The organism is Burkholderia perseverans, assembly GCF_022870505.1.
GTDB classification, from domain to species: Bacteria; Pseudomonadota; Gammaproteobacteria; order Burkholderiales; family Burkholderiaceae; genus Burkholderia; species Burkholderia plantarii.
Genome location: NZ_CP045093.1, coordinates 1,251,224 through 1,270,935, shown reverse-complemented (window position 1 = coordinate 1,270,935; position 19,712 = coordinate 1,251,224). Strand labels below are relative to the sequence as shown.

The following is a 19,712-nucleotide window of genomic DNA, read 5'->3' as shown; positions in this document are numbered from 1 at the left end:
CGCGTGGCGGCTGGTCCATGCGAATGTCTTTCACCCGTTTCGATCCAACCTCGCAAGGAGCGCTCATGATTCATCTTCTCGAAACCCTGGTGGTCGGTCTCGTCGTCGGCCTGCTCGCGCGCGCGCTGAAGCCCGGCGACGACGGCATGGGCATCGTGATGACGATCGTGCTCGGCATCGCCGGCTCGGTGGTGGCCGGCTACGTGGGCCGCATGGCCGGCTGGTACCAGCCGGGCCAGGGGGCGGGCTGGGTCGCCTCGATCATCGGCGCGATAGTGCTGCTCGTGATCGTCGGCGCGGTGCGCAAGCGCGGCGCCTGAGCGCCCGGCCCCTGCCGCTGCCGTCGCCTGACGGCGGCGGCGGCGTTCGTCGTCTCCGGCATCCCTCGCCGGATTTCAAGCGATGCAGCGCCCCGAAACGCAGGGCGCCGCGCCCATTCTCCCTGCCGGCATCGCATGCGAAGAACCTGCAAACAAATCCGTCGATTTGTTCAAGTTCCACCTGCCTCGACTCGATAGACTCGCCTCAAGCAATCCGATCCGCCCATTCCGGATTCACCGAGGTGATCTCATGTATGTCTGCAAGAATGCCCCGTTTTGCACCTATACCAGCGCTTCCCCGGGCGATTGCCTGTTCTGCCATACCCCGCTGGTAGCGCAGGCTCAACCGGCAACGCAACCGGCACCGCAACCGGCAGTTCAACCCGCGGCTCAGCCGGCGCCGCCGCCGGCGGCAGTCGTTCCCATGTTGAGCATTCAGGGGCTTTCCGGCCCGGTGGCCAATGGTTATTCGGCGGTCATCGGCGGCCGCGAAACCTGGACGGTCAGTTCTCCGAATACGCCCGGGGCCAACATCACCGGGCTCGCATTCAACGTCGCGCCCGCCGGCGCCATCGTCGGCAACTACACGACGACCGATGACGTCGGTACGGTCGCGCCGTTCGCCGCGGCGGCGGACCGGGCCACGTTTTATTGGGCGACCTCGGGTGCGGTGACGCTCGTCGTGACCGCCAACGTCAATGGGCAGGCGGCCACCACCACGATCGCCGTGACCGTGGCGAGCCCCACACTCACGAGCTATACCGCCCAGACCGACGTCAGCCAGATCCTGTCGCCGTTGCGCGTTCCAAGCGATCCGACGAGCGGCATTTCCAGTCTTTCATTCGGCAATACGGCATTGCAACGACCCGGCATTGCCGCGACCGCGATCGTCACCCTGCCGGCCGGCTTTCTCTGGTCGGGACAGCTGGGCATGACCCAGACCTTCCGGGTCAATCGCCCCGGCACGGCGGCGGACGGCACGGCTATCCCCAATAGCGTCTCGCCGGGCGAAGTCGTCGATCGGGAATTCATTTACCCGTTCGAGTGCGATGGCGAGGAATGCGACGGGCCGTTCGACACGGCAGCCGGCGCCGCGACCCATACCCTGACCACCGACGATACGCCTTCGAGTCTGCTCGGCGGCAGCGGGCCGATGTTGGTCAAGCAGCGTGTCGATATCAATGAAACCTACCATCTGTACGTGATGTTCAAGCCGACCGGCGGGGTCTGGGTGGCGCTCGGTGAAATCGTCTGGCGCTGGCAGGCATCGGCCACCTATACGGGAGGTGCCGGCCAGCCGTTCGCGCTGGTGATCGGCGCCCAGTCGTCCGAAAACGCGGCGCTGGCAGCCAGCGCGGTATTCCCGCGCATGCCGCTCTGGACGGGAAACGCCGACGACTACCTCGATGAAACGGAGTAGTCGGTATTCGCGGTCGGCACCCGCCGATTCACCAGATTGCCGCCACCCGCTATCAGTCGTGACCGCCGCTTCATGCGCGGTGCGCCGCTCGCGACAGCCGTGGGCCAGCTGACCGGCAGGGCCGTCCGGCCCGCTCAATCGCGATGCGCGGCGAGCCACGCGCCGAACACGCCGAGCTTCGGCTGCGCCGCGTTGCGCGCCGGGCAGACGAACGCATAGCGCGCGCCGGTGGCCAGCACCGCGTCGAACGGCCGTGCCAGGCGCCGTGCGGCCACGTCCTCGGCCACCAGCGTCACGTCGCCGATCGCCACGCCGAAGCCCTGCATCGCCGCGTTGGTCGCCAGGTCGAGCGTGTCGAAGCTCGGCCCGCGCGCCGCGTCGACGCCGTCGATGCCGGCGTGAGCGAGCCACTGCCGCCAGTCGCGATGGTCGCGCGTGGGATGCAGCAGCGTGTGGCGCGCCAGATCGGCGCCCGAGGCGAGCGGCCGGTCCGCCAGCAGCTCCGGCGCGCACACGGGCGTGAGCCGCTCGTCGAACAGCGGCACCGTGTGGATCTCCGGGCCGCCCGCGCCGCCGTAGACGATCGCCGCGTCGAACGGCTCGGTCGCGAAATCGACGTCGTGCCGCCAGGCGGTGGTCATCTGCACGTGCAGGTCGGGATGCTCGGCCTGGAACTGCATGACCTTCGGCAGGATCCAGCGCATCACGCAGGTGGGCACCTTCAGCGCGAGATCGGTGCGCTCGCGCGTGAGGCGCCGCGAAACCTCGTCGATGCGCGCGAAGCTGTCGGCCACCACGGGCAGCAGCTGCTCGCCCTCCGGCGTCAGCGCGAGCCCCTTCGCGCGCCGCACGAACAGCGGGAAGCCGTAGTGCGCCTCGAGCGACTGGATCTGCCGGCTGACCGCGCCCTGCGTGAGGCACAGCGCGTCGGCCGCGCGCGTGAAGTTCAGATGGCGCGCGACCGTGACGAATACGTGCAGGGCGTTGAGCGGCGGCAGACGATGCATGGCGACGGTGTGCGGAGCGCGGGAGAACGGGAAGCGAGGGCGCCGGCGCGTGGTGTTGCAAATGCGGACGCCGGCGTGTCAGGCGTCACGATAAGCGATCCGGAAACATAAGGCGAGCCGCCCGCCGAGGCGGGTTCGGCCATGCCATCGCGCGGCGCCCGGAATGCTTCCGGAACGGGCGCCGGAAGCGCCCGCCTCCGGCCATCCACGCCACCGCCCGGCATCAGGCCGCGTCAGCCGAACGCCGCCGTCACGATCCGCGCGGCCGAGGCGATCGCGGCGTTGTCGTACTCGGCGTCCTTGCGATCGCGCGTGGTGTACACCACCAGCACGATCGGCGCGCGCTGCGGCGGATAGATCACGGCGACGTCGTTCGCGCTGCCGTAGTCGCCGCTGCCGGTCTTGTCGGCCACGCGCCAGCCGGCCGGCACGCCCGCGCGAATCCGCGCGTCGCCGGTGGTATTGCCGAGCATCCAGCCGATCAGCCGGGCGCGGCCGGACGCGTCGAGCGCGTCGCCGAGCGCGACGCGCCGCAGCGTGTCGAGCATCGCGGCGGGCGTGGTGGTGTCGCGCTCGTCGCCGGGCACCGCGTCGTTCAGTTCGGTTTCGATGCGGTCGAGCCGGAACCGGCGGTCGCCGATCGAACGCGCGTAGGCGGTCACCGCGGCCGGGCCACCCACCATCCGGATCAGCAGGTTCGCGGCCGAGTTGTCGCTGTACTGCAGCGCGGCGGCGCAGAGCCCCGCCACGCTCATGCCGGTGTCCACATGCTTCTCGCTGACCGGCGAATAGCGCACCAGGTCCTGCGCGCGATAGCGGATCACGCTCGACAGCAGGCGCGGATCGCCGGCCGCGCGCGTCAGCACGGCCGAGACGAGGATCGTCTTGAACGTGCTGCAGAACGCGAAACGCTCGTCGGCGCGATGCAGCAGGCGCGCGCCGCTGCCGGTATCGAGCGCGGCCACGCCGATGCGTCCGCCGGCAAACCCGGCGTCGAGTGCCGCAAGCTCGCGGCGGCCCGCCTCGACGGCGGGCGAGCCGCCGCGCGGCGATGCACAGGCGGCCAGCACCGGAGCCGACGCGGCGGCCAGCAGCAGGGAGCGGCGAAGCGGGGAATGGGTCATGGCGGGTCGGGAACGAGCGAGGTCGGGGAATCGGCAGACAGCATCACTGCGCCGGGCGGGCGCTGTCAAGCCGGGGGCGCGCCGCGGCGCGGCTCGGTCAAACGCTGCGGACCCGCGCGATGGGCCCGCGCGTCGGGCCAGGCCGGCGCTCAGGTCCATGTCGCCCGCAAGGCAATCGCGTCGAGCGTGGGTCGGTCAAGCGCCACGAACTTACGCGATGGGCCCACGCGTCGAGCCGGGCGCTCAGGCTCACGTCGCCGACAAGGCGACCATGTCGAGCACGCGCTAGCGCGCCTGCCGCCTCAGCCCTGCCGCGCCGGCAGGTAATCGACGGGATCGACGGGTTTGCCGTCGCGGCGCACCTCGAACCAGACGGCGGCGTCGCGCGCCCGGTCCGGCGCGCCCGCCTCGGCGATCGGCTCGCCCTGCCGGACGATGTCGCCGGTCTTCACGAGCAGGCGGTCGCTGCGCGCGTAGGCGGTGAGGAAATCGGCGCTGTGCTGGACGATCACGAGCGAACCGTAGTCGTTGAGGCCCGTGCCGGCGTACATCACGCGGCCGTCGGCGGCCGCACGCACCGGCTCGCCCGAGCGCACGGCGATCTCGATGCCGCGGTTGCTGCCGGGCTGGAAATCGGCGACCACGGGGCCGTCGGCCGGCCACGCGAGCGCGACGCGCTGCGCATGGCGGCGCGTCGCGCGCACGATCTGCTGCGCGTCGCTCGCGCCGGGGCCGGCCGTGGGCAGCACCGTCGGGCCGCCGCCCGGCGACACGGCGGCCGGGGCGCCCGCCAGCGTATCGCCCGGCGGCAGCGGCTGCCTGTCGGCGGCGCAGCCGGCCGCGAGGCAAGCGGCCGCGAGCACGGCGCACCAGGCGGCGCCGCGCGATCCTCGTGATGCGATGTTGTCGTTGTCGTTCATGTCCGGTTCGGGTGTCTGCGAAGGTCGCCAAGCTTCTCAAAATTGGCCGCGCGCACCTGTAACCGGATGCAAGCAACGATGACAAACGCTCCGCGCCGGCGCACTCCGCTCGCCCGCATGACGCCGCGGCCGGCAAGCGGTATCGTTGCGACAGGCCGGTCTCCCCACGCCCGGCATCGAGGAGCCCCCATGGACCACGACACGTTCGTCGCCGCGCTCGCCCGCGAAGGCTTCGCCGCGCCCGTCCCCGTCAGGCGCGAGCCCGGCACGCTGGCCGAGCACGCGCATCCGTTCGAGGCGAAGGCGCTGATCGTCGCCGGCGAGATCACGCTGCGCGTGGCCGGCGTCGACACCGTCTACCGCCCCGGCGACGTGTTCCAGCTGCCGGCGGACACGCCACACATCGAGTGCTACGGGCCGGACGGCGTCGACTATCTGGTCGGCCGCAAGTAGGCGCGGCGCGTTCGACCGAGCCGCTCATATAAGCCGCTCATCAACCGCTCAGCCAAACCGCTCGAGCAGCGCCGCCCATGCCAGTGCGAGGCCGACGCACAGGAACACGATATGCAGCGCGAGCCTGAACGACAGGGACCAGCCGGGATCGTCCCGCATTGCCGCCTCCTGGTGCGTGATTGACGGATGCTGCGGCCGCGTGGCGAACCGTGCGGCCCTGGCGCCCATCATGCACGGCGGCGCGCGCGGTCACCATCCGGAACCGGCGAATCCGGCCTCAGGCAATCCCTGAGGCGCACCGCGCGCGGCGCCTGCTACATTGCCGGCCACGCCGCCCGTCGCCATTCAAGCCTTCAAGCCGCCACGCCGCCACGCCGCCACGGAACCGATCATGCGATTCGACCTCACCGACCTGCGCCTCTTCCTGAACGTCTGCCACGCCGGCAGCATCACGGCCGGTGCCGAACGCACCCACATCACGCTGCAATCGGCGAGTGAGCGCATTCGCGGCATGGAGGACACGCTCGGCGTGCCGCTGCTGCATCGCACGAAAACCGGCACGCAGCCGACCGACGCGGGCCGCTCGCTCGAACATCACGCACGTGTCGTGCTGCAGCAGATCGAGCAGATGCACGGCGAGCTGCAGCAGTTCGGCGACGGGCTGCGCGCGCGCATCCGCCTGCTCTGCAACACCGCCTCGCTCAGCGAATACCTGCCCGACGCGCTGGCCGAGTATCTGCCTCGGCATCCGGGCATCTCGATCAGCCTCGAGGAGCGTTCGAGCGGGGAGATCGTCCACGCGATCCGCGCGCGCGCCGCCGAGGTGGGCATCGTCGCCGATTCGGTCGGGCTCGACGGCCTCGAACAGCTGCCGTTCCGCGAGGACTGGCTGCTGGTGGTGGCCGCGGCGGCCGATCCGCTGGCCGCGCGCGCCTCGGTGTCGTTCGGCGAGATTGTCGATGCCGAGTTCGTCGGCCTGACCGACGGCAGCGCGCTGCACGCGCATCTGGCCGAACAGGCCAAGGCGTTCGGCAGGCGCCTCGCCTACCGCGCGCAGCTGCGCAGCTTCGATGCGATCTGCCGCGTGATCGAGAGCGGCGTGGGGATCGGCGTGGTGTCGCGGCACGCGGCGCATCGCGCGCTGGCCACCATGCGCCTCGCCACCGTGGAGCTGACCGACGCGTGGGCGCACCGGCGGCTCGTGCTGTGCGCGCGCGATTTCTCGACGCTGCCGAAGTACACGCGCGACTTCGTGGCGTTCCTGAGCGAGGGCGCGCCGCGCAATCCCTAGGCGCGCACCGCGGCTGTTCCAGCGTTTTCGCCGGGCTCTGTGCATCGACAGCGCGCAAACGGCGTCTGAGAATGGCCCCGTTCCCGTCACCTTTGCCCGCCATGACCTCCTATCCGGCTTTTCGCGCCGCGGCCTGCCACGTCGCGCCCTGCTACTTCGACACGCCCCGCACCCTCGACAAGGCCTGCGCGCTGATCGCCGAGGCCGCCGCCCACGGCGCCGCGCTGGTGGCGTTCCCCGAGGCCTTCGTCAGCGCGTTCCCGGTCTGGTCCGGCGTCTATGCGCCGGTGGACGTCCACGAGTTCTTCCATAAGCTCGTGTCGAGTGCGATCGCGGTGCCCGGCCCCGAGGTGCGCCGGCTGCAGGAGGCCGCGCGGCGCCACGGCGTGATCGTCTCGATCGGCATCAACGAGGGCACGCCGGTGAGCCCCGGCTGCGTCTGGGACACCAACCTGCTGATCGGCCAGGACGGCCGGCTGCTGAACCGCCATCGCAAGCTGGTGCCGACCTACTGGGAGAAGCTGACCTGGGCGAACGGCGACGGCAGCGGCCTGCGCGTGGTGGACACGCCGATCGGCCGCATCGGCGCGCTGGTCTGCGGCGAGAACACCAATTCGCTGGCGCGCTTCGCGCTGCTCGCGCAGGGCGAGAACGTCCACGTCTCGTCGTTCTCGCCGCGCTGGCCGACCCACCCGCCCGGCGAGGGCGGCTACGACCTGGAGGCCGCGATCCGGCTGCGCGCCGGCGCCCATGCGTTCGAGGGCAAGCTGTTCAACATCGTCGCCTCGGGTTTCCTGCCGCCCGAGGCGATCGACCTGATCGCGCGCGACGACGCGCGCGCGCGGCGCCTGCTGGAGGAATCGCCGAAGAGCGTGTCGATGATCTTCGGCCCGGACGGCCGCGTGATCAGCGACGTGCTGCGCGACGACGAAGGCATCGTCTATGCCGACATCGATCTCGCCCGCTGCGTGGTGCCGAAGCAGTTCCAGGACGTGGTCGGCTATTACAATCGCTTCGACGTGTTCGAGCTGCGCGTGAACCGTCGCGCGCTCACGCCGGCCAGCTTCAGCGACGGCCACGACAGCGCCGCCGACGATCCGCTCTACGCGCCGCTTGAAGCACCGTTCGACGCCGGCGCCGAGCCGTTCCCCGAGACCCGATGAGCCTTCCGCTGAGCCTTCCGATGAGCCCCCGATGATCGATCTCTACAGCGATACGCAGACGCGCCCCACCGCCGCGATGCGCGCGGCCATGGCGGCCGCGCCCGTCGGCGACGAGCAGGCCGGCGACGACCCCACCACCGAGGCGCTCTGCGCCCGCACGGCCGCGCTGCTCGGCTACGAGGCCGCCGTGTTCATGCCGTCCGGCACCATGTGCAACCTGGTCGCCACGCTGGTCCACACGCGCCGCGGCGACGAGCTGATCGCCGACGCCGGCGCGCACATCTGCGCGACCGAGGGCGCCGGCGCCGCGGCCATCGCCGGCGTGGCGATCGCGCCGCTCGCCACGCGCGACGGCATCTTCACGGCCGAGCAGTGCCGCGCCGCGATTCGCGCGCCGTCGCGCACCGCGCCGCGCTCGGCGATGGTGTCGATCGAGCAGACCACCAACTTCAGCGGCGGCGCGGTCTGGCCGCTCGACACGCTGCGGGCCGTGCGCGACGTCGCGCGCGAGGCTGGCCTGATCGCCCACATCGACGGCGCGCGCCTGCTCAATGCCACGGTGGCCACCGGCATCGCGCCGGCCGACTACACGCTCGGCTGGGACAGCGCCTGGCTCGATTTCAGCAAGGGGCTCGGCTGCCCGGTGGGCGCCGTGCTGGCCGGCAGCGCCGCGTTCGTGCGCGACGCGTGGACCTGGAAATACCGGCTCGGCGGCGCGATGCGCCAGTCGGGCGTGCTGGCCGCCGCCGCACTGCACGCGCTCGATCACCACGTCGAGCGGCTCGCCGACGATCACGCGAACGCGGCGCTGATCGCCGCGCGGCTCGCGCCGAGCCCGCACTTCCTGCTCGAGACCGACCCGCCGCAGACCAACATCGTGCTGTTCGGCGTCCGGCAGCTGCGCCTCGACGCGCCGGCGTTCGCCGCGCAGGCGCTGGCGCGCGGCGTGCGCGTGCGGGCGCTCGATGCCGTGCGCATCCGCGTGACCACGCATCTCGACGTGACGCGCGAGGGCTGCGAACACGCAGCGGCCGTGCTCGTCGATCTCGCACGCGAGTGGGCCGCATGAGCGCCGCCGACGCCGCGCTGTTCCTGGTCGACGTGTTCACGCGGCAGGCGCTGCGCGGCAACCCCGTCGCCGTGGTGGTGCCGGCCGCTGTGCCGACGGACGCCGCGATGCAGGCGCTCGCGGCCTGGATCGGCATGCCGGAAACCGTGTTCGTGATGCCGGGCGCGCGCGACGCCGGTGCCGACTATCGCGTGCGGATCTGGTCGCCGCTGCGCGAGCTGCCGTTCGCGGGCCATCCGTCGATCGGCGCGGCGCATGCGTTGATCGCGAACGGCATGGCGACGCCGCACGACGGCCGGCTCGTGCAGCAGAGCCCCTACGGGCTCGTCACGATGCGCGCAAGCGACGGCGCCGACGGCGAGATCCGCTTCGAGACGCCGGTCCCCGACGTCGTCATGCTCGATGGGGAGGCGGCGCAGGCCGTGGCCGCCGCGCTCGGGCCGGCGGCCGGGGCGTGCGAAGCGGCCCGCGTCGAGGCCGGCGCGCGCTGGCTGGTGGCGCGGCTCGGCCAGTCCGAAGGCCTCGACGCGCTCACGCCCGATCTCGACGCGATCCTGCGCCTGAGCCGGCGGCACGACGTGTCCGGTCTCACCGTGATCGCGCCGGCCGCGCACAGCGGCGCCGATTTCGAGGTGCGCTCGTTCGGCCCCGCGATCGGCGTCGCCGAGGACGCCGCCTGCGGTGGCGGCAACGCCTGCGCGGCCGCGCTGATCGCAGCCTCGCACGGCTGGCGCGAGGGCAGCGCCGGCCTGCGTGCCGCGCAAGGGCGCCACGTCGGACGCGACGCGACGATCCACTGGCACGGGCCGGACGCCGGCGGACGGCTCGAGATCGGCGGATACGCGCGGCTCGTGTCAGCGGGCAGCCTGCGGCTGTAGCAAGCGAGGCCGTGGCGATCGTTCAGGCGGACACGCCCGGTCCGCACGGGCTGCCGTGCCCCCGGCTTACCGGCCGGAGCCCGGCGGCAGCGTTTCCTTCGCCGCGCATGTGCCGGCGCCGGGAACCGCCACCGACCGGCCGGCCCGATGGATCGGCGTGCCGGGGTAGACGTTGAAGTCGGGCAGCGCGCTCCCGTCCACCTTCACCGCGCTCACCCGGTAGCGCACATTGCCCGTCGCGGTGAATCGCGCCCCGGTCGCGTCGCACTCGACCGAGATTTTTTCGTGCGGCTCCGCGGGCAACTGGCGAACCAGGATACTGAACCCCAGCTTCACGACGACACCGCCCGCGATCCTGTTGCGCTCGCCACCCAGCAGCTTCACCTCCGGCTTGACGTGCAACCGGTAAACCGTTTCCCGCTCGACCGGCGCCAGCGGCTTCAGCGACACGCTCTTGCTCTGCCCCGGCGCCAGCGTCAAATGAAATGGATAGGCATACAGCGCGGGATGCTCGACGTCGCCGATCGACTGCAGGCGTTCCTCGTCGAGCGGAACGCCGGGATTCAGCAACCGCGACAGCGAGATGCTGACGTACTCCACATCGCGGCCGCGGTTGATGATCTTCACCTGCGTGCCGCTCTGCTCCACCTCCACCACCTTCGGGATCACGTCGATCGCCGCCTGCGCCGGCCTCGCGACACCGAAGCAGGCCGCGATCAGGACCGCCCATGCGGCCGCGGGCCTCGCGCTCACACCATGTCTGGACATTTCCACCTCAGCCTCCGGATCGACGTTCGCCCTCGTCCGTTCGCCACGCCGCAGCCGGCAAATCGAGGGTTTCGCGCCACGGCTTCACGATTTCGGCTTCACGATTTCGGCATCTCGATCACCGGCTCGAAGATCATCGACAGTTCGCCGCGATAGGTGCCGCCGACGTCCTCCAGCGTCCCTTCCGGCGCATAGGCCGCCACGTCGAGCACGTAGTAGCCGATGGAGTCCACGCCCGCCGTGGCCGGCACCGGATTCCGGAATGGCGTGTTGCGTCCCACCGAAAGCCGTTTCGGCGTCTCGCCTTCGTTGCCGAGCTTGACGGTGGCGTTCCGGAACACCAGCGACGGCTTCGATTGATGGGCAATCACCAGCGGCGCATCGAGCCGGACCTGGAACGTGCCGGTGGTGGACACGACCTTCAGGCGCGCCTGCACCTCATACGGCGTGGTCCAGCCGCCCAGCTGCCGCATCGTGAGTCCGCTGTCGAACCAGCCGCCCTGGTCGTCGGTCACGATCAGGTTGTCGGTCCGGACGACCCGGGCCGTGATCCTGCTCGTGGTCTTGCCGACCACCACGATCTCCTGCGCGCAGGCCAGTGTCGCAACCAGTCCACAAAAAAGCACACCAAGCAGCTTCACCATGATTCACCTCGCATCGATCGGCGCCGACGCTTCGCCGGACGCCCGCCACGCCACCTCACTCGCCGGCCGTCGCGGAACGGCCGGGCATCTGATAGATCACGACGCCGTACCCCACGTTGACGAACAGCGGCGACGTGATGGACCCGCCGCCCTCGCCATGAACCTCGACGCGCTCGCGGGGCCGAAACGTCAGGCGCCAGACCTGCGGGCGTGCCGGGACATCGAGCACCTTCAAGGTCATCCGGTATGTCTGCCCGGGCGCCAGCACGAGGCGCCCGGGCTGCGCCAGCAAGGCCGGATGGCGCGCTTCCCCGATCGGCACGCGCTGCTCCGGCGCGGCGCCGGGATTGGTGACCAGCTGCTGCTCCATGGTCAGGAACAGCGGCGTGTTCCCGCGGTTCTCGACCCATAGCTCCGGCACCGGCTTGCCCGGCTCGATCACCAGATCCGTGCGCGACAGCTTCAGGATGCCGGCACCCCAGCCGTTCGCGCAGTGGAGCGCCGCGATCGCCAGCCAGACCGCCCGCTGCCGGCGCATGTTCACGGGCATGTCAGCTTCATCGATTTGTCGTCGATGTCGAGCGACATGCGCTTCGTCGCGAAGTGTTGCGGCGTGCCCGGGAACACCGCGATCGTCTCCGCCGAACGGGCGCCGTCATAGAGCACGTGCGTGAACACCTCGCGCACGTTGCCGGTATTTTCCAGCGTCATGCCGCCATCCTCGCAGCGATGCGTCCACCCGTGGCGCTGCATGCGCGGCGGCGGCATATGCCTGACCAGCACGCCATAGCCGATCGCGACCGACACCGGCACGGTGATCCGGTTCGCGGGCGCCGCATCGACCTTCAGCGACCGCACCGGCACGATGTACAGGCGATACAGCTCCTCCTGCTTCGGCACGAACAGCGACTTGAGCATGATGTCGCGCATCTGGCCCGGCCCGAGCGTCAGCTTGTCGGGGCTCGCGATGATCCCGGGGTGCTCGAGGTCGCCGAGCGCCACCTTGTTCTCCGGCGTCAGCCCGGGGTTGGTCACCTTCAGCACGGAAATCTTCAGGTAGAGCGGGCCGTTGCCCATGTTCTTCGCCGTGACCTGCTGATCGTGCGAGTCGTAGACCTTGGTGGTGGCCGGCATCACCATCAGCTCGCCTTCCGCCCGCGCGGCCGCGGCCACGCCCATCAGCACGCCGGCCAGCGCGCAACCCGTCAATAGCTTGTTCATTTACCTGCCTGCCTTTGCGTTCACGATCGGTTGGTACTTTTCACAACGGAAATAGCTGCCCTTCGCCTTCCTGAGATCACAACGGTATTGCTCACCGCCGTCGGTCTCGACCGTGATGTTCGGCAGCACCTTCTTGCTGACGATCGAGAACAGGCCGTTCCGGTAGACCCGGTCCTCCGTCTCGACGATCTTTCCGCTGAGCGGCTTGCCGGCCGCATCGGTGAGAAAGCCGCTGTAGATCATGTTGATGTCGACCTTGGCCTGCGCCGAATAGACTTGCCCCGGGTGCGCCCGCACGATGTTGGCGGGGACCTCGATGTTCATGTCGAGATCGTGGCGGTTGCTGAACACGCGCGCGAACGACACGTCGGCATAGGCGTTCAACGGCACCGCGTATCGGCTGTTGCCGGCCACCGGGCTGCCCTCGACGTTGAAGCCGTAGTGCATGTCGCCGATCTTCGGCGTGCTCAGCAGCATGGCGGTACCGCTCGGGCTGTAGCGCCCGAGCGCGACGCCGGCCTTGCTGGCCGCCACCGTGCCGCGATAGTTGAAATCGACGTTGGTGGTGGCGCGCGTGTTGCCGACGTTCAACGAGACGTCGCCGCGCGTGCCGGAACGGTTGCCGTAGACGTTTACGCCGTAGTCGTTGCCGGTGCGGTTGGCGTTGAAGCCCACCGTCGACGTGCCGAAGTTGTCCTGGAAGTCCTTCCTCACGTCCGCGTTGAGTTGGGTCTGACCGCTCGAATGCGCCGCGCCGAAGCTTCCCTGCACCCTGTCGAGCGTGACGGTCATGTTGAAATACACGCTGTAGCCGTTGCCGCCGCGCTGGAAGCCGCCCTTCTGCAGCCCGAGCGCGAAGGTCGCCCACAACCCGTTGGGGCGATAGTTCCAGCGCACTTCGGCCTGATGGGACCGGCCGAAATCGGACTGTTGATAGTTGTAGCTGAACGTGGCCTTGCGAATCACGCGGCTGTACGACAGCGCCGTGCTCGGCTGCCCGCGGTAGAAGCGCGAGACGTCGGTGTTCTGGTAACGGCTCATGGTCAGGCTGCCGAGGCGGTCGTGCGATACCGACACGTTCGCGTAGCCGCCGAAACTGCGTTCGCCGCTCAGCAGGCCCAGCGTCGGCGCGATGTCGAAGCCGGCGATCCGCGTGGGGCGCGTCATGTTCATTTCCGCCGCCCACCTGCCGCCCTGCCCGACCAGGATCGAGCTGTTCAGATAGAACTGCTTCAGGTTGCGGCTCATGGCGCCTTCGACCAGATAGCCGCCGGTATACATGTCCTTGCCGGCCGTCACGTGCCACGCGTTGCCGCTATCGGGGCCACCGAAGTTGAGATTGTTGATCTCGTGGATTTCGCGGCTGACGATATTGCCGTTGCGGTCGACCAGCCGCACTTCCACCGAGTAATAGCCGCCGGGCAGATCGGCGTAACTGATCTGGTTGCGCCCGATGGCGGCCGGCCGCTTCAGAACCAGCCGGCCGTCGCGGTAGAACTCGTAGTTGCCGTCGGCGTTCGCGTAGAGGATCAGCGAGCCGGCCTTGTCGTTGACGTCGAGATGCGACTGGCTGCCGAACGTCACGAACTGGTCGAAGCTCGGCGAAATCAGCGTGCTGACGGCGCTCGACGAATAGTCGAGGCTGCTCTGGCGCCCCGCCCGGATATAGGTGCTCGCGAAGTTCTTCTGCAGGTAGTACGAGGACAGCCCTTTGTTGCTGCTGCTGTACTGGCGCGAGTGCGTTTCGTTCACGTACCAGCTCAGGAAGCCAAAGCTCTGCGACGGCATCCCGACCCACGTGCCGCCGGTGATGTTGAACGCGCGATAGCCGTCGGTGGCGGCCCGCAGATCCACCGTCTGGTTGTTGACGAGGCCGAAGCCGGTGGGCGGCGCGATGTAATCGTTGCGCGCGTCGCGAACGGCGATCGACCGGGCCAGCTTGTCGACGGTCACATGGTAGTTCCCGATCGTCACGTCGCAGCCTTTGCGGCACTGCTTGTAGTTCAGGCGCGAGAAGACCTGCTTGAGCGCGCCGATGTCCTCGCTGGAAATGCCATTGTCCAGATAGGCCTTTTCGTCGAACGTCAGCATGCCGCGCGTCTGCGAATAGCTGACGAGCCCCGGCAGCGTCTTGCCGTTGAAGGTCGAGACATAACTCGCGCTGTTGTCGAGTTCGGCGGCGCTGAATCCTTCCGGCACGCCATAGGAGACTTTCAAGCCCTTCGTGACCGTGGCGGGAGCGTCGTCCCTGGCTGGCCGGGTCGACGGCTTCGGGGAGGCTTCCAGTTCCGGGCTGAACGTGGCGGGACGGCTGCGTGGCACGGATTGCGTTGTTGCTTCCGGTCCATCGGCCTGCGCGAGCTGCGGGTCGGGCTCGCCCGCAGGCGGTGAACGCGGTTCGGCGAGCTGGCCGCGCCGCGCGATGGCTTTGGTATCCGACGATGCATGTGCCGTTTTCCCGACCGGTTCGTTTTCATGCTGCGTCGGCGGCACCGGCCCGGGCGCGCGCGAATCGAGATCGGCGAGCTGGCCGCTCGGTGCGACAGCGTCCGTTTCCGCCCTTGCCCCGGCGCTCTCGACGAACCGGGACGGCCCCGGTGAGGCGGACGTCGTGCGCTTGCCCAACGCGATTTCCCGAGCCGGCAGGGACCTCGCCCCGCCGGCGTCCGCATCGCGGTCCGCAAGCCGGGCGTCCCGAACCTCGCTGTCCGACGGGGTGGCGTTCGCGGCGCCACGGCGGACGCCATTCATCGAGTGCGCGCCATCGGCTGCGGCGGGCGGCTGCGCCGTTGCATCGACGGTGCCGCGCTCGACCGCTCCGGCTGCCCGCGATACCGCGGCAAGCGCTCGCGAATCGCGAATGGGCACCGGCCGCGCGCCATCATCGGTAACCAAGCGGCAACTTTGGGCGCCCGGTTGGCATCCTTCGCGATATCGCCGATAGTCGGGCCGATGCGCCTCCGGCCCGGATCTCGCGACGTCGCCCGCCGACGCTCCGCCGTCCCACGCCCGAGCCTTTCCGGCAGCGGCCTCGTCGCTCTCGCGAACCGGAGTCGATGCACGGTGAATGCCGCCGCGACGCGCCGACGGATCGCCGGCGCCGGGCAGAGGCGGCACGTCGGCCGCGGCATCCGTGGTGGCCTCGGCTTGCGCGGCCGGCACCTCGTCGCGCGTCGCTCCGGCGGCAAGCCGCGGCACGCCTGAACGCGCGGGCACCTCTCCCGGATTCGGCCCGGTCTCGCGCCGGAACGCCGGCGGCTCGCCGTGCGGGCGCGCCGCCAACCCGATCGGCTCGGGCCGGAACCGATCGAGACCCGGCGGCAAAGGCGCCTTGACCACCTGTCCGTTGCCGTTCGCCGCGCGATGCCCGCCAGGCGCGGCGCGCGACGCCGGCGCGCGCTTCCCGACAGGGCCGGAACGCTTGTGCAACGCGACGTAGTCGCCACGCGCGTCACGAATGAATATCGACCGCGCGCCCTTGTCGACCACCACACGAAAGCTTTTCACCTCCAGGTGGCAACCATCGCGGCAACGCTGGTAATCGAGCCGCGAGACGATCTGCTTCAGCACGTCGACATCTTCCTGCGAGATGCCGGCATCCAGATAGGCATCCTCATCAATGACCAGACCATTCGTCCCGGCGTCGTAGCCGACATGCCCCGGGAGCGTCCTGCCATTGAACGTTGCGAGGTAGCGAGCACCGCCCCGCTCGTGCGCCGTGCCGAATCGCACCAGCATCGGCGGCGTGATGCCCCGCCTGTCGGCAACCCGCGAAACCGCAAGACCGACTACCTCGGCGTTCGGCGCCGGGCGCGGCGCGGCAGTTGCCGGTTCGGTGCCGTCAGCGATCGACGCAACCGCAAGGATCGGCGAATCGCGGCCGACCCGGCGCCCGGATCGACGCTGCGCGACCGGCGACAGCGATACCGCCGGTGCGCCCCGATACCCGCCCGGCTCCGCCGGACGCGTCGGCAAAGTGCGCGCATGCGGGTGGCCATGATCGTCGACGGGAGAATTCATAGGGGAAACGGCATGCCGCGCCGGCCACGGCGCGCCGATCGCGCGCGAACTCCGGTGCAAAGCCAGATAGTCGCCGTGCGAATCGCGAATGAATATCGAGCGGGCACCCTGGTCGGCCACGACGCGGTAGTTTTTCACCTCCAGATGGCAGCCCTTGCGGCAGCGCCGGTAATCCAGGTGCGAAATGATGCGCTTGAGCTTTTTGACATCCTCGCTCGAGATGTCGTTTTCGAGAAAGCCCGATTCATCGAACGTAAAGCCCGCATGCATGATGGAATAGCCGATCAGGCCGGGCAGTATTTTTCCGTTGAACGTCGCGATATAGCTCGCGCCGTCGATCAACTCCACCGAACCACCAGGTTGCTGTACGCCACGCACCGGCTTCGGCGCGGCAACGGTTTGCGACGACCAAAAGATGAATGCGCCAAGCCACAGCTTGCTGAAGCGAATGGAGGGTTTATCGATGAGCACGCTGGTTGAGCCAAAGAGTTCCCGCGACTGACGCGATGGGCACACCATATGGGCGGGGAAACCCCGTGGCCATGGAGTTTCCCCGCCTGGGTTTTAATCCTTATATTTTCAACTCAGGTGGAAGGACCGGCGGACGCCACCGGCTCGAACATCATCACGAGATCGCCGCTGTAGCTGCCGTTGGTACTGGTATCCCCGACCTGCTTCGGCGCGTCGACGTTGATCTTCAGGTCGTGAATCTCGTCATAACCGCCGTTGCCGGCCACGGTTTGCGTGATCTTCTGCTGGGCGCCGAACTTTACCTCCTGGTCACCGACATTGCTCGACAGCGTGACCACGGCGTTCTGCATTTCGTAGCGGCCGCTCGACATCTTCAGCGGCTGGGCCAGCGAGACGTTGAAGTCCTTGCCCTTGGTCCAGACGCGAACCGGCAGCGACCGGCTGAATTTCTGCTGCGTGTAGTCGTTGGCGCTCAGTTCCTCCGTGTCATACCAGGTCGAACCGTCGGGCTTCGACACGAAAATCGCGTCGTTGATCTGCGCCGTCAGCGTGATCTTCTTCGACACCGGATCCGCGTTTGCCGTGTGCGCCATTCCGCAGAACGCTACAGCCACGCCGAGTGCCGTCACCAGCTTGGTGAGTTTCATCGTATTCCCCTTTTTCAAAAATAATAAACGGCCCTCGCGAGCCAGCCGATGGAATGGATTTTCAAAGCATTAAATCAAATCATCATCAACCTCTCGTCAACACGAAATTAACGGAGCATGTCGGCTTCACCAACCTGCTTCGTTAATACCATGCGCGCCCCGAGCCGCAAGGAGCGGAGAATCATGCTGAATAAATGAATATGACGGATCGCGCCGCGGCCGCAGCCGCGGTGAATCAGTTTTTCATGGAAGACGAGTGACCCGGACGCACGGCTTGATGCCGGATCGACGAATCGAATGGCCTCGCCCGGATCCGGGAAGGAAATTGACGAAGGGAATCGAGAGGAAACAACATCAAAATCACCTCGGCACGGGATACCGACGGCGTTAGCCGACGGCGTTAGCCGACGGCGTTAGCCGACGGCGTTAGCCGACGGCGTTAGCTTTCAATTAGAAATTTTTGCCCGATTGGGCGCGACTTCCTTTGACGCACCTCATATGTATATCGATTACCCGGTATATTTAATTGACGCATACGCCACTCGATACATTTTTATTTTTCCACCCTCAACAAGCAATACACGCCACTCCATTCAAATTAAACTAAATGGAATGACATTGAAATCGAATTGTCAAAATTCACGGATGCAATCTTAGCTATTTCTTATCTTTGAACAATCGAAATACTACGAAATACGTTTCGTTTTAATTGATCGCACTTCCGGTCGCGGTGAGCCGCCACCTCGCGCGTGACACGTCCCGGCTGCAGCAGCACGCCGATCGTTCGCGCGGCCGGCATGCTTCAGCGCACCGCGTCGCCGATCAATTCGCCCAGCCGTGTCAGCGCGGCGCGGCGGCGCTCGTCGAGCGGGTAGCCGCAATTGAGCCGCAGGTGGTCGTCGTAGTCGCGATCGGGAGAGAACAGCGTGCCGGGCGCCACCGCGATGCCCTGCGCGTAGGCCCGCCGCGCGAGCGCGTCGGCCGAGACGCCCGGCGGCAGGCCCATCCAGAGCAGATAGCCGCCGTCCGGCTCGCGCAGCGCCGTGCCGGGCGGCACGCAGCCGCGCAGGTGGGCGAGCGTCTCGTCCACCTGCGCGCGGCACCGGCTCCTCAGCCGTCGCAGATGGTGCCGGTAGCCGCCGCCGTGCAGGAACTGTCCGACGGCTTCCTGGATGATCAGCGGCTGCCCGATGCTCATGGTGCGCTTCAGCTCGACCAGCGCCCGGTGATGCCGCCCGCCGCTGACCCAGCCGAGCCGCAGCCCCGGCGCGAGCGTCTTCGACAGCGAACTGCACAGCAGCACGTTGCCGGAGCGGTCATACGATTTCGCGGCGCGCTGCATCGCATCGACGTGCAGGTCGCTGAAGGTCGCGTCCTCGATCAGCGGAATCGCCAGCGCGTCGAGCCGCTCGACCAGCGCCGCGCGCGTCGCGTCGCCAAGGCTCGCGCCGCTCGGGTTGCTGACGGCCGTCGCCAGCAGGCACGCGCCGATCCGCTGCTCGCGCGCGAGCCGTTCGATCTCGTCGACGGCCGCCGCCTCGCGGCCCTGGAAGCGCACCGGCAGCGGCCGCATGCCGAGTTGCGCGAGCGTCGACAGATAGCCGTAGTAGGCGGGCGACTCGACGATCACCGCCTCGCCGGGCCTGGCCACGGTCTGCAGGCAGAGGCCGAACGCCTCGACGCAGCCGTTCGTGACGAGCACCTCGTCGGGCGCGAGATGGCAGTTCCAGTTGGCGGCGTGCGATGCGATGCTCTCGCGCAGCCGCGGCGCGCCGGGCGAGAACGACACGGCCGCCAGCAGCCCGCTGTGGCGGCGCGCCGTCGAGGCGATCGCCCGCGCGAGCGCCTCGACGGGAAACAGCGCGTCGCCGCACAGCGCGGTGCCGAACGAAACGACGCCGGGCCGGCCTTCCATGCCGGTCAGGGCATCGGGATCGAGCGGGCCCGGCACGATGCCGGCGGCCGGCTCGGCGGCGCTCATGGCGGCCTCGCGAGGAGTCTGTCGGCTCGCCGGGCCGCGCACGAAATAGCCCTTCTTCGGCCGGCTCTCGATCAAACGGCGGTCTTCCAGCGTGCGATAGGCGGCCAGCACCGTGGTCACGCTGACGGCGTGGCTGCGGCCCAGTTCGCGCACCGACGGCAGGCGCTGCCCCGGCGCCCAGAGCCCCTGCCCGATCTCGTCCGACAGGCGCTCGGCCAGCATCAGATGCAAAACGTTCGACTGAAAAACCATGGATCGCGGCCTGGCCACCGGGCGGCGCCTCGCCGGCCGGAAATGAAATCGCTCGCGACACGC

General features: G+C 68.7%; 17 protein-coding genes. 7 read left to right on the top strand and 10 right to left on the bottom strand.

Annotated features, from left to right (window positions below; genetic code table 11):
- Nucleotides 1–65 precede the first annotated feature (65 nt).
- Together BpN12_RS05330 and BpN12_RS05325 are read left to right on the top strand one after the other, a co-directional pair.
- Nucleotides 66–320: a GlsB/YeaQ/YmgE family stress response membrane protein gene (locus BpN12_RS05330; protein ID WP_246794248.1), complete on the top strand. Its 255-nt coding sequence runs from the start codon at nucleotides 66–68 to the stop codon at nucleotides 318–320.
- An 82-nt stretch (nucleotides 321–402) separates the two neighbouring features.
- Nucleotides 403–1,740, top strand: coding sequence for a hypothetical protein (locus BpN12_RS05325; RefSeq protein WP_246794247.1), 1,338 nt, complete (start codon nucleotides 403–405; stop codon nucleotides 1,738–1,740).
- A 134-nt stretch (nucleotides 1,741–1,874) separates the two neighbouring features.
- Here BpN12_RS05325 and BpN12_RS05320 read toward each other — a convergent pair whose 3' ends face one another.
- The 3 genes from BpN12_RS05320 to BpN12_RS05310 all read right to left on the bottom strand — a co-directional run bounded on the left by BpN12_RS05320 (nucleotide 1,875) and on the right by BpN12_RS05310 (nucleotide 4,791).
- Nucleotides 1,875–2,747 carry a LysR substrate-binding domain-containing protein gene (locus BpN12_RS05320; protein ID WP_042627666.1) on the bottom strand — a complete coding sequence of 291 codons (873 nt, stop codon included), beginning with the start codon at nucleotides 2,745–2,747 and terminating at the stop codon, nucleotides 1,875–1,877.
- Between the two features lie 233 nt (nucleotides 2,748–2,980).
- Nucleotides 2,981–3,871 carry a class A beta-lactamase gene (gene bla, locus BpN12_RS05315; protein ID WP_246794246.1) on the bottom strand — a complete coding sequence of 297 codons (891 nt, stop codon included), beginning with the start codon at nucleotides 3,869–3,871 and terminating at the stop codon, nucleotides 2,981–2,983.
- Nucleotides 3,872–4,173: 302 nt separating this feature from the next.
- On the bottom strand, nucleotides 4,174–4,791 hold the full coding sequence (locus BpN12_RS05310; RefSeq protein WP_425306289.1) for a murein hydrolase activator EnvC family protein: 618 nt from the start codon (nucleotides 4,789–4,791) through the stop codon (nucleotides 4,174–4,176).
- Nucleotides 4,792–4,980: 189 nt separating this feature from the next.
- On the opposite strand from BpN12_RS05310, the gene BpN12_RS05305 reads away from it, so the two are divergent.
- The 5 genes from BpN12_RS05305 to BpN12_RS05285 all read left to right on the top strand — a co-directional run bounded on the left by BpN12_RS05305 (nucleotide 4,981) and on the right by BpN12_RS05285 (nucleotide 9,645).
- Nucleotides 4,981–5,244: a cupin domain-containing protein gene (locus BpN12_RS05305; RefSeq protein WP_246794245.1), complete on the top strand. Its 264-nt coding sequence runs from the start codon at nucleotides 4,981–4,983 to the stop codon at nucleotides 5,242–5,244.
- 391 nt (nucleotides 5,245–5,635) lie between these two features.
- The gene (locus BpN12_RS05300; RefSeq protein ID WP_246794244.1) at nucleotides 5,636–6,535 is read left to right on the top strand and encodes a LysR family transcriptional regulator; all 900 of its coding nucleotides are present in this window, start codon (nucleotides 5,636–5,638) and stop codon (nucleotides 6,533–6,535) included.
- Nucleotides 6,536–6,636: 101 nt separating this feature from the next.
- Entirely contained in the window at nucleotides 6,637–7,698 is a 1,062-nt protein-coding gene (locus BpN12_RS05295; protein ID WP_246794243.1) for a carbon-nitrogen hydrolase family protein, read from the top strand.
- Nucleotides 7,699–7,729: 31 nt separating this feature from the next.
- Nucleotides 7,730–8,767 (top strand): threonine aldolase family protein, encoded by a 1,038-nt coding sequence (locus BpN12_RS05290; RefSeq protein ID WP_246794242.1) that lies wholly within the window; start codon nucleotides 7,730–7,732, stop codon nucleotides 8,765–8,767.
- On the top strand, nucleotides 8,764–9,645 hold the full coding sequence (locus BpN12_RS05285; RefSeq protein WP_246794241.1) for a PhzF family phenazine biosynthesis protein: 882 nt from the start codon (nucleotides 8,764–8,766) through the stop codon (nucleotides 9,643–9,645). Before BpN12_RS05290 ends, BpN12_RS05285 begins: the two co-directional genes overlap by 4 nt.
- 66 nt (nucleotides 9,646–9,711) lie before the next feature.
- On the opposite strand, the gene BpN12_RS05280 is transcribed toward BpN12_RS05285, so the two are convergent.
- From BpN12_RS05280 to BpN12_RS05250, 7 genes are all read right to left on the bottom strand, one after another.
- Entirely contained in the window at nucleotides 9,712–10,413 is a 702-nt protein-coding gene (locus BpN12_RS05280; RefSeq protein ID WP_246794630.1) for a hypothetical protein, read from the bottom strand.
- A 98-nt stretch (nucleotides 10,414–10,511) separates the two neighbouring features.
- Entirely contained in the window at nucleotides 10,512–11,057 is a 546-nt protein-coding gene (locus BpN12_RS05275; protein WP_246794240.1) for a hypothetical protein, read from the bottom strand.
- A gap of 55 nt (nucleotides 11,058–11,112) precedes the next feature.
- The gene (locus tag BpN12_RS05270) at nucleotides 11,113–11,607 is read right to left on the bottom strand and encodes a hypothetical protein (protein WP_246794239.1); all 495 of its coding nucleotides are present in this window, start codon (nucleotides 11,605–11,607) and stop codon (nucleotides 11,113–11,115) included.
- Nucleotides 11,598–12,278: a pilus assembly protein gene (locus tag BpN12_RS05265; RefSeq protein ID WP_246794238.1), complete on the bottom strand. Its 681-nt coding sequence runs from the start codon at nucleotides 12,276–12,278 to the stop codon at nucleotides 11,598–11,600. The genes BpN12_RS05270 and BpN12_RS05265 overlap by 10 nt, the downstream gene beginning before the upstream one ends.
- Nucleotides 12,279–16,769, bottom strand: a complete 4,491-nt coding sequence (locus BpN12_RS05260) for a TcfC E-set like domain-containing protein (RefSeq protein ID WP_246794237.1) — start codon at nucleotides 16,767–16,769, stop codon at nucleotides 12,279–12,281.
- Between the two features lie 113 nt (nucleotides 16,770–16,882).
- The gene (locus BpN12_RS05255; RefSeq protein ID WP_246794236.1) at nucleotides 16,883–17,416 is read right to left on the bottom strand and encodes a CS1 type fimbrial major subunit; all 534 of its coding nucleotides are present in this window, start codon (nucleotides 17,414–17,416) and stop codon (nucleotides 16,883–16,885) included.
- Nucleotides 17,417–18,218: 802 nt separating this feature from the next.
- Complete coding sequence (locus BpN12_RS05250) at nucleotides 18,219–19,649, bottom strand: aminotransferase-like domain-containing protein (protein WP_246794235.1); 1,431 nt, start codon at nucleotides 19,647–19,649, stop codon at nucleotides 18,219–18,221.
- Nucleotides 19,650–19,712: the final 63 nt, after the last annotated feature.

Bases quoted from the DNA above. Each gene is read 5' to 3' on its own strand.
- BpN12_RS05330 (WP_246794248.1), top strand. From the start codon at position 66: ATGATTCATCTTCTCGAAACCCTGGTGGTCGGTCTCGTCGTCGGCCTG.
- BpN12_RS05325 (WP_246794247.1), top strand. From the start codon at position 403: ATGCAGCGCCCCGAAACGCAGGGCGCCGCGCCCATTCTCCCTGCCGGC.
- BpN12_RS05320 (WP_042627666.1), bottom strand. From the start codon at position 2,747: ATGCATCGTCTGCCGCCGCTCAACGCCCTGCACGTATTCGTCACGGTC.
- bla (WP_246794246.1), bottom strand. From the start codon at position 3,871: ATGACCCATTCCCCGCTTCGCCGCTCCCTGCTGCTGGCCGCCGCGTCG.
- BpN12_RS05310 (WP_425306289.1), bottom strand. From the start codon at position 4,791: ATGAACGACAACGACAACATCGCATCACGAGGATCGCGCGGCGCCGCC.
- BpN12_RS05305 (WP_246794245.1), top strand. From the start codon at position 4,981: ATGGACCACGACACGTTCGTCGCCGCGCTCGCCCGCGAAGGCTTCGCC.
- BpN12_RS05300 (WP_246794244.1), top strand. From the start codon at position 5,636: ATGCGATTCGACCTCACCGACCTGCGCCTCTTCCTGAACGTCTGCCAC.
- BpN12_RS05295 (WP_246794243.1), top strand. From the start codon at position 6,637: ATGACCTCCTATCCGGCTTTTCGCGCCGCGGCCTGCCACGTCGCGCCC.
- BpN12_RS05290 (WP_246794242.1), top strand. From the start codon at position 7,730: ATGATCGATCTCTACAGCGATACGCAGACGCGCCCCACCGCCGCGATG.
- BpN12_RS05285 (WP_246794241.1), top strand. From the start codon at position 8,764: ATGAGCGCCGCCGACGCCGCGCTGTTCCTGGTCGACGTGTTCACGCGG.
- BpN12_RS05280 (WP_246794630.1), bottom strand. From the start codon at position 10,413: ATGTCCAGACATGGTGTGAGCGCGAGGCCCGCGGCCGCATGGGCGGTC.
- BpN12_RS05275 (WP_246794240.1), bottom strand. From the start codon at position 11,057: ATGGTGAAGCTGCTTGGTGTGCTTTTTTGTGGACTGGTTGCGACACTG.
- BpN12_RS05270 (WP_246794239.1), bottom strand. From the start codon at position 11,607: ATGCCCGTGAACATGCGCCGGCAGCGGGCGGTCTGGCTGGCGATCGCG.
- BpN12_RS05265 (WP_246794238.1), bottom strand. From the start codon at position 12,278: ATGAACAAGCTATTGACGGGTTGCGCGCTGGCCGGCGTGCTGATGGGC.
- BpN12_RS05255 (WP_246794236.1), bottom strand. From the start codon at position 17,416: ATGAAACTCACCAAGCTGGTGACGGCACTCGGCGTGGCTGTAGCGTTC.
- BpN12_RS05250 (WP_246794235.1), bottom strand. From the start codon at position 19,649: ATGGTTTTTCAGTCGAACGTTTTGCATCTGATGCTGGCCGAGCGCCTG.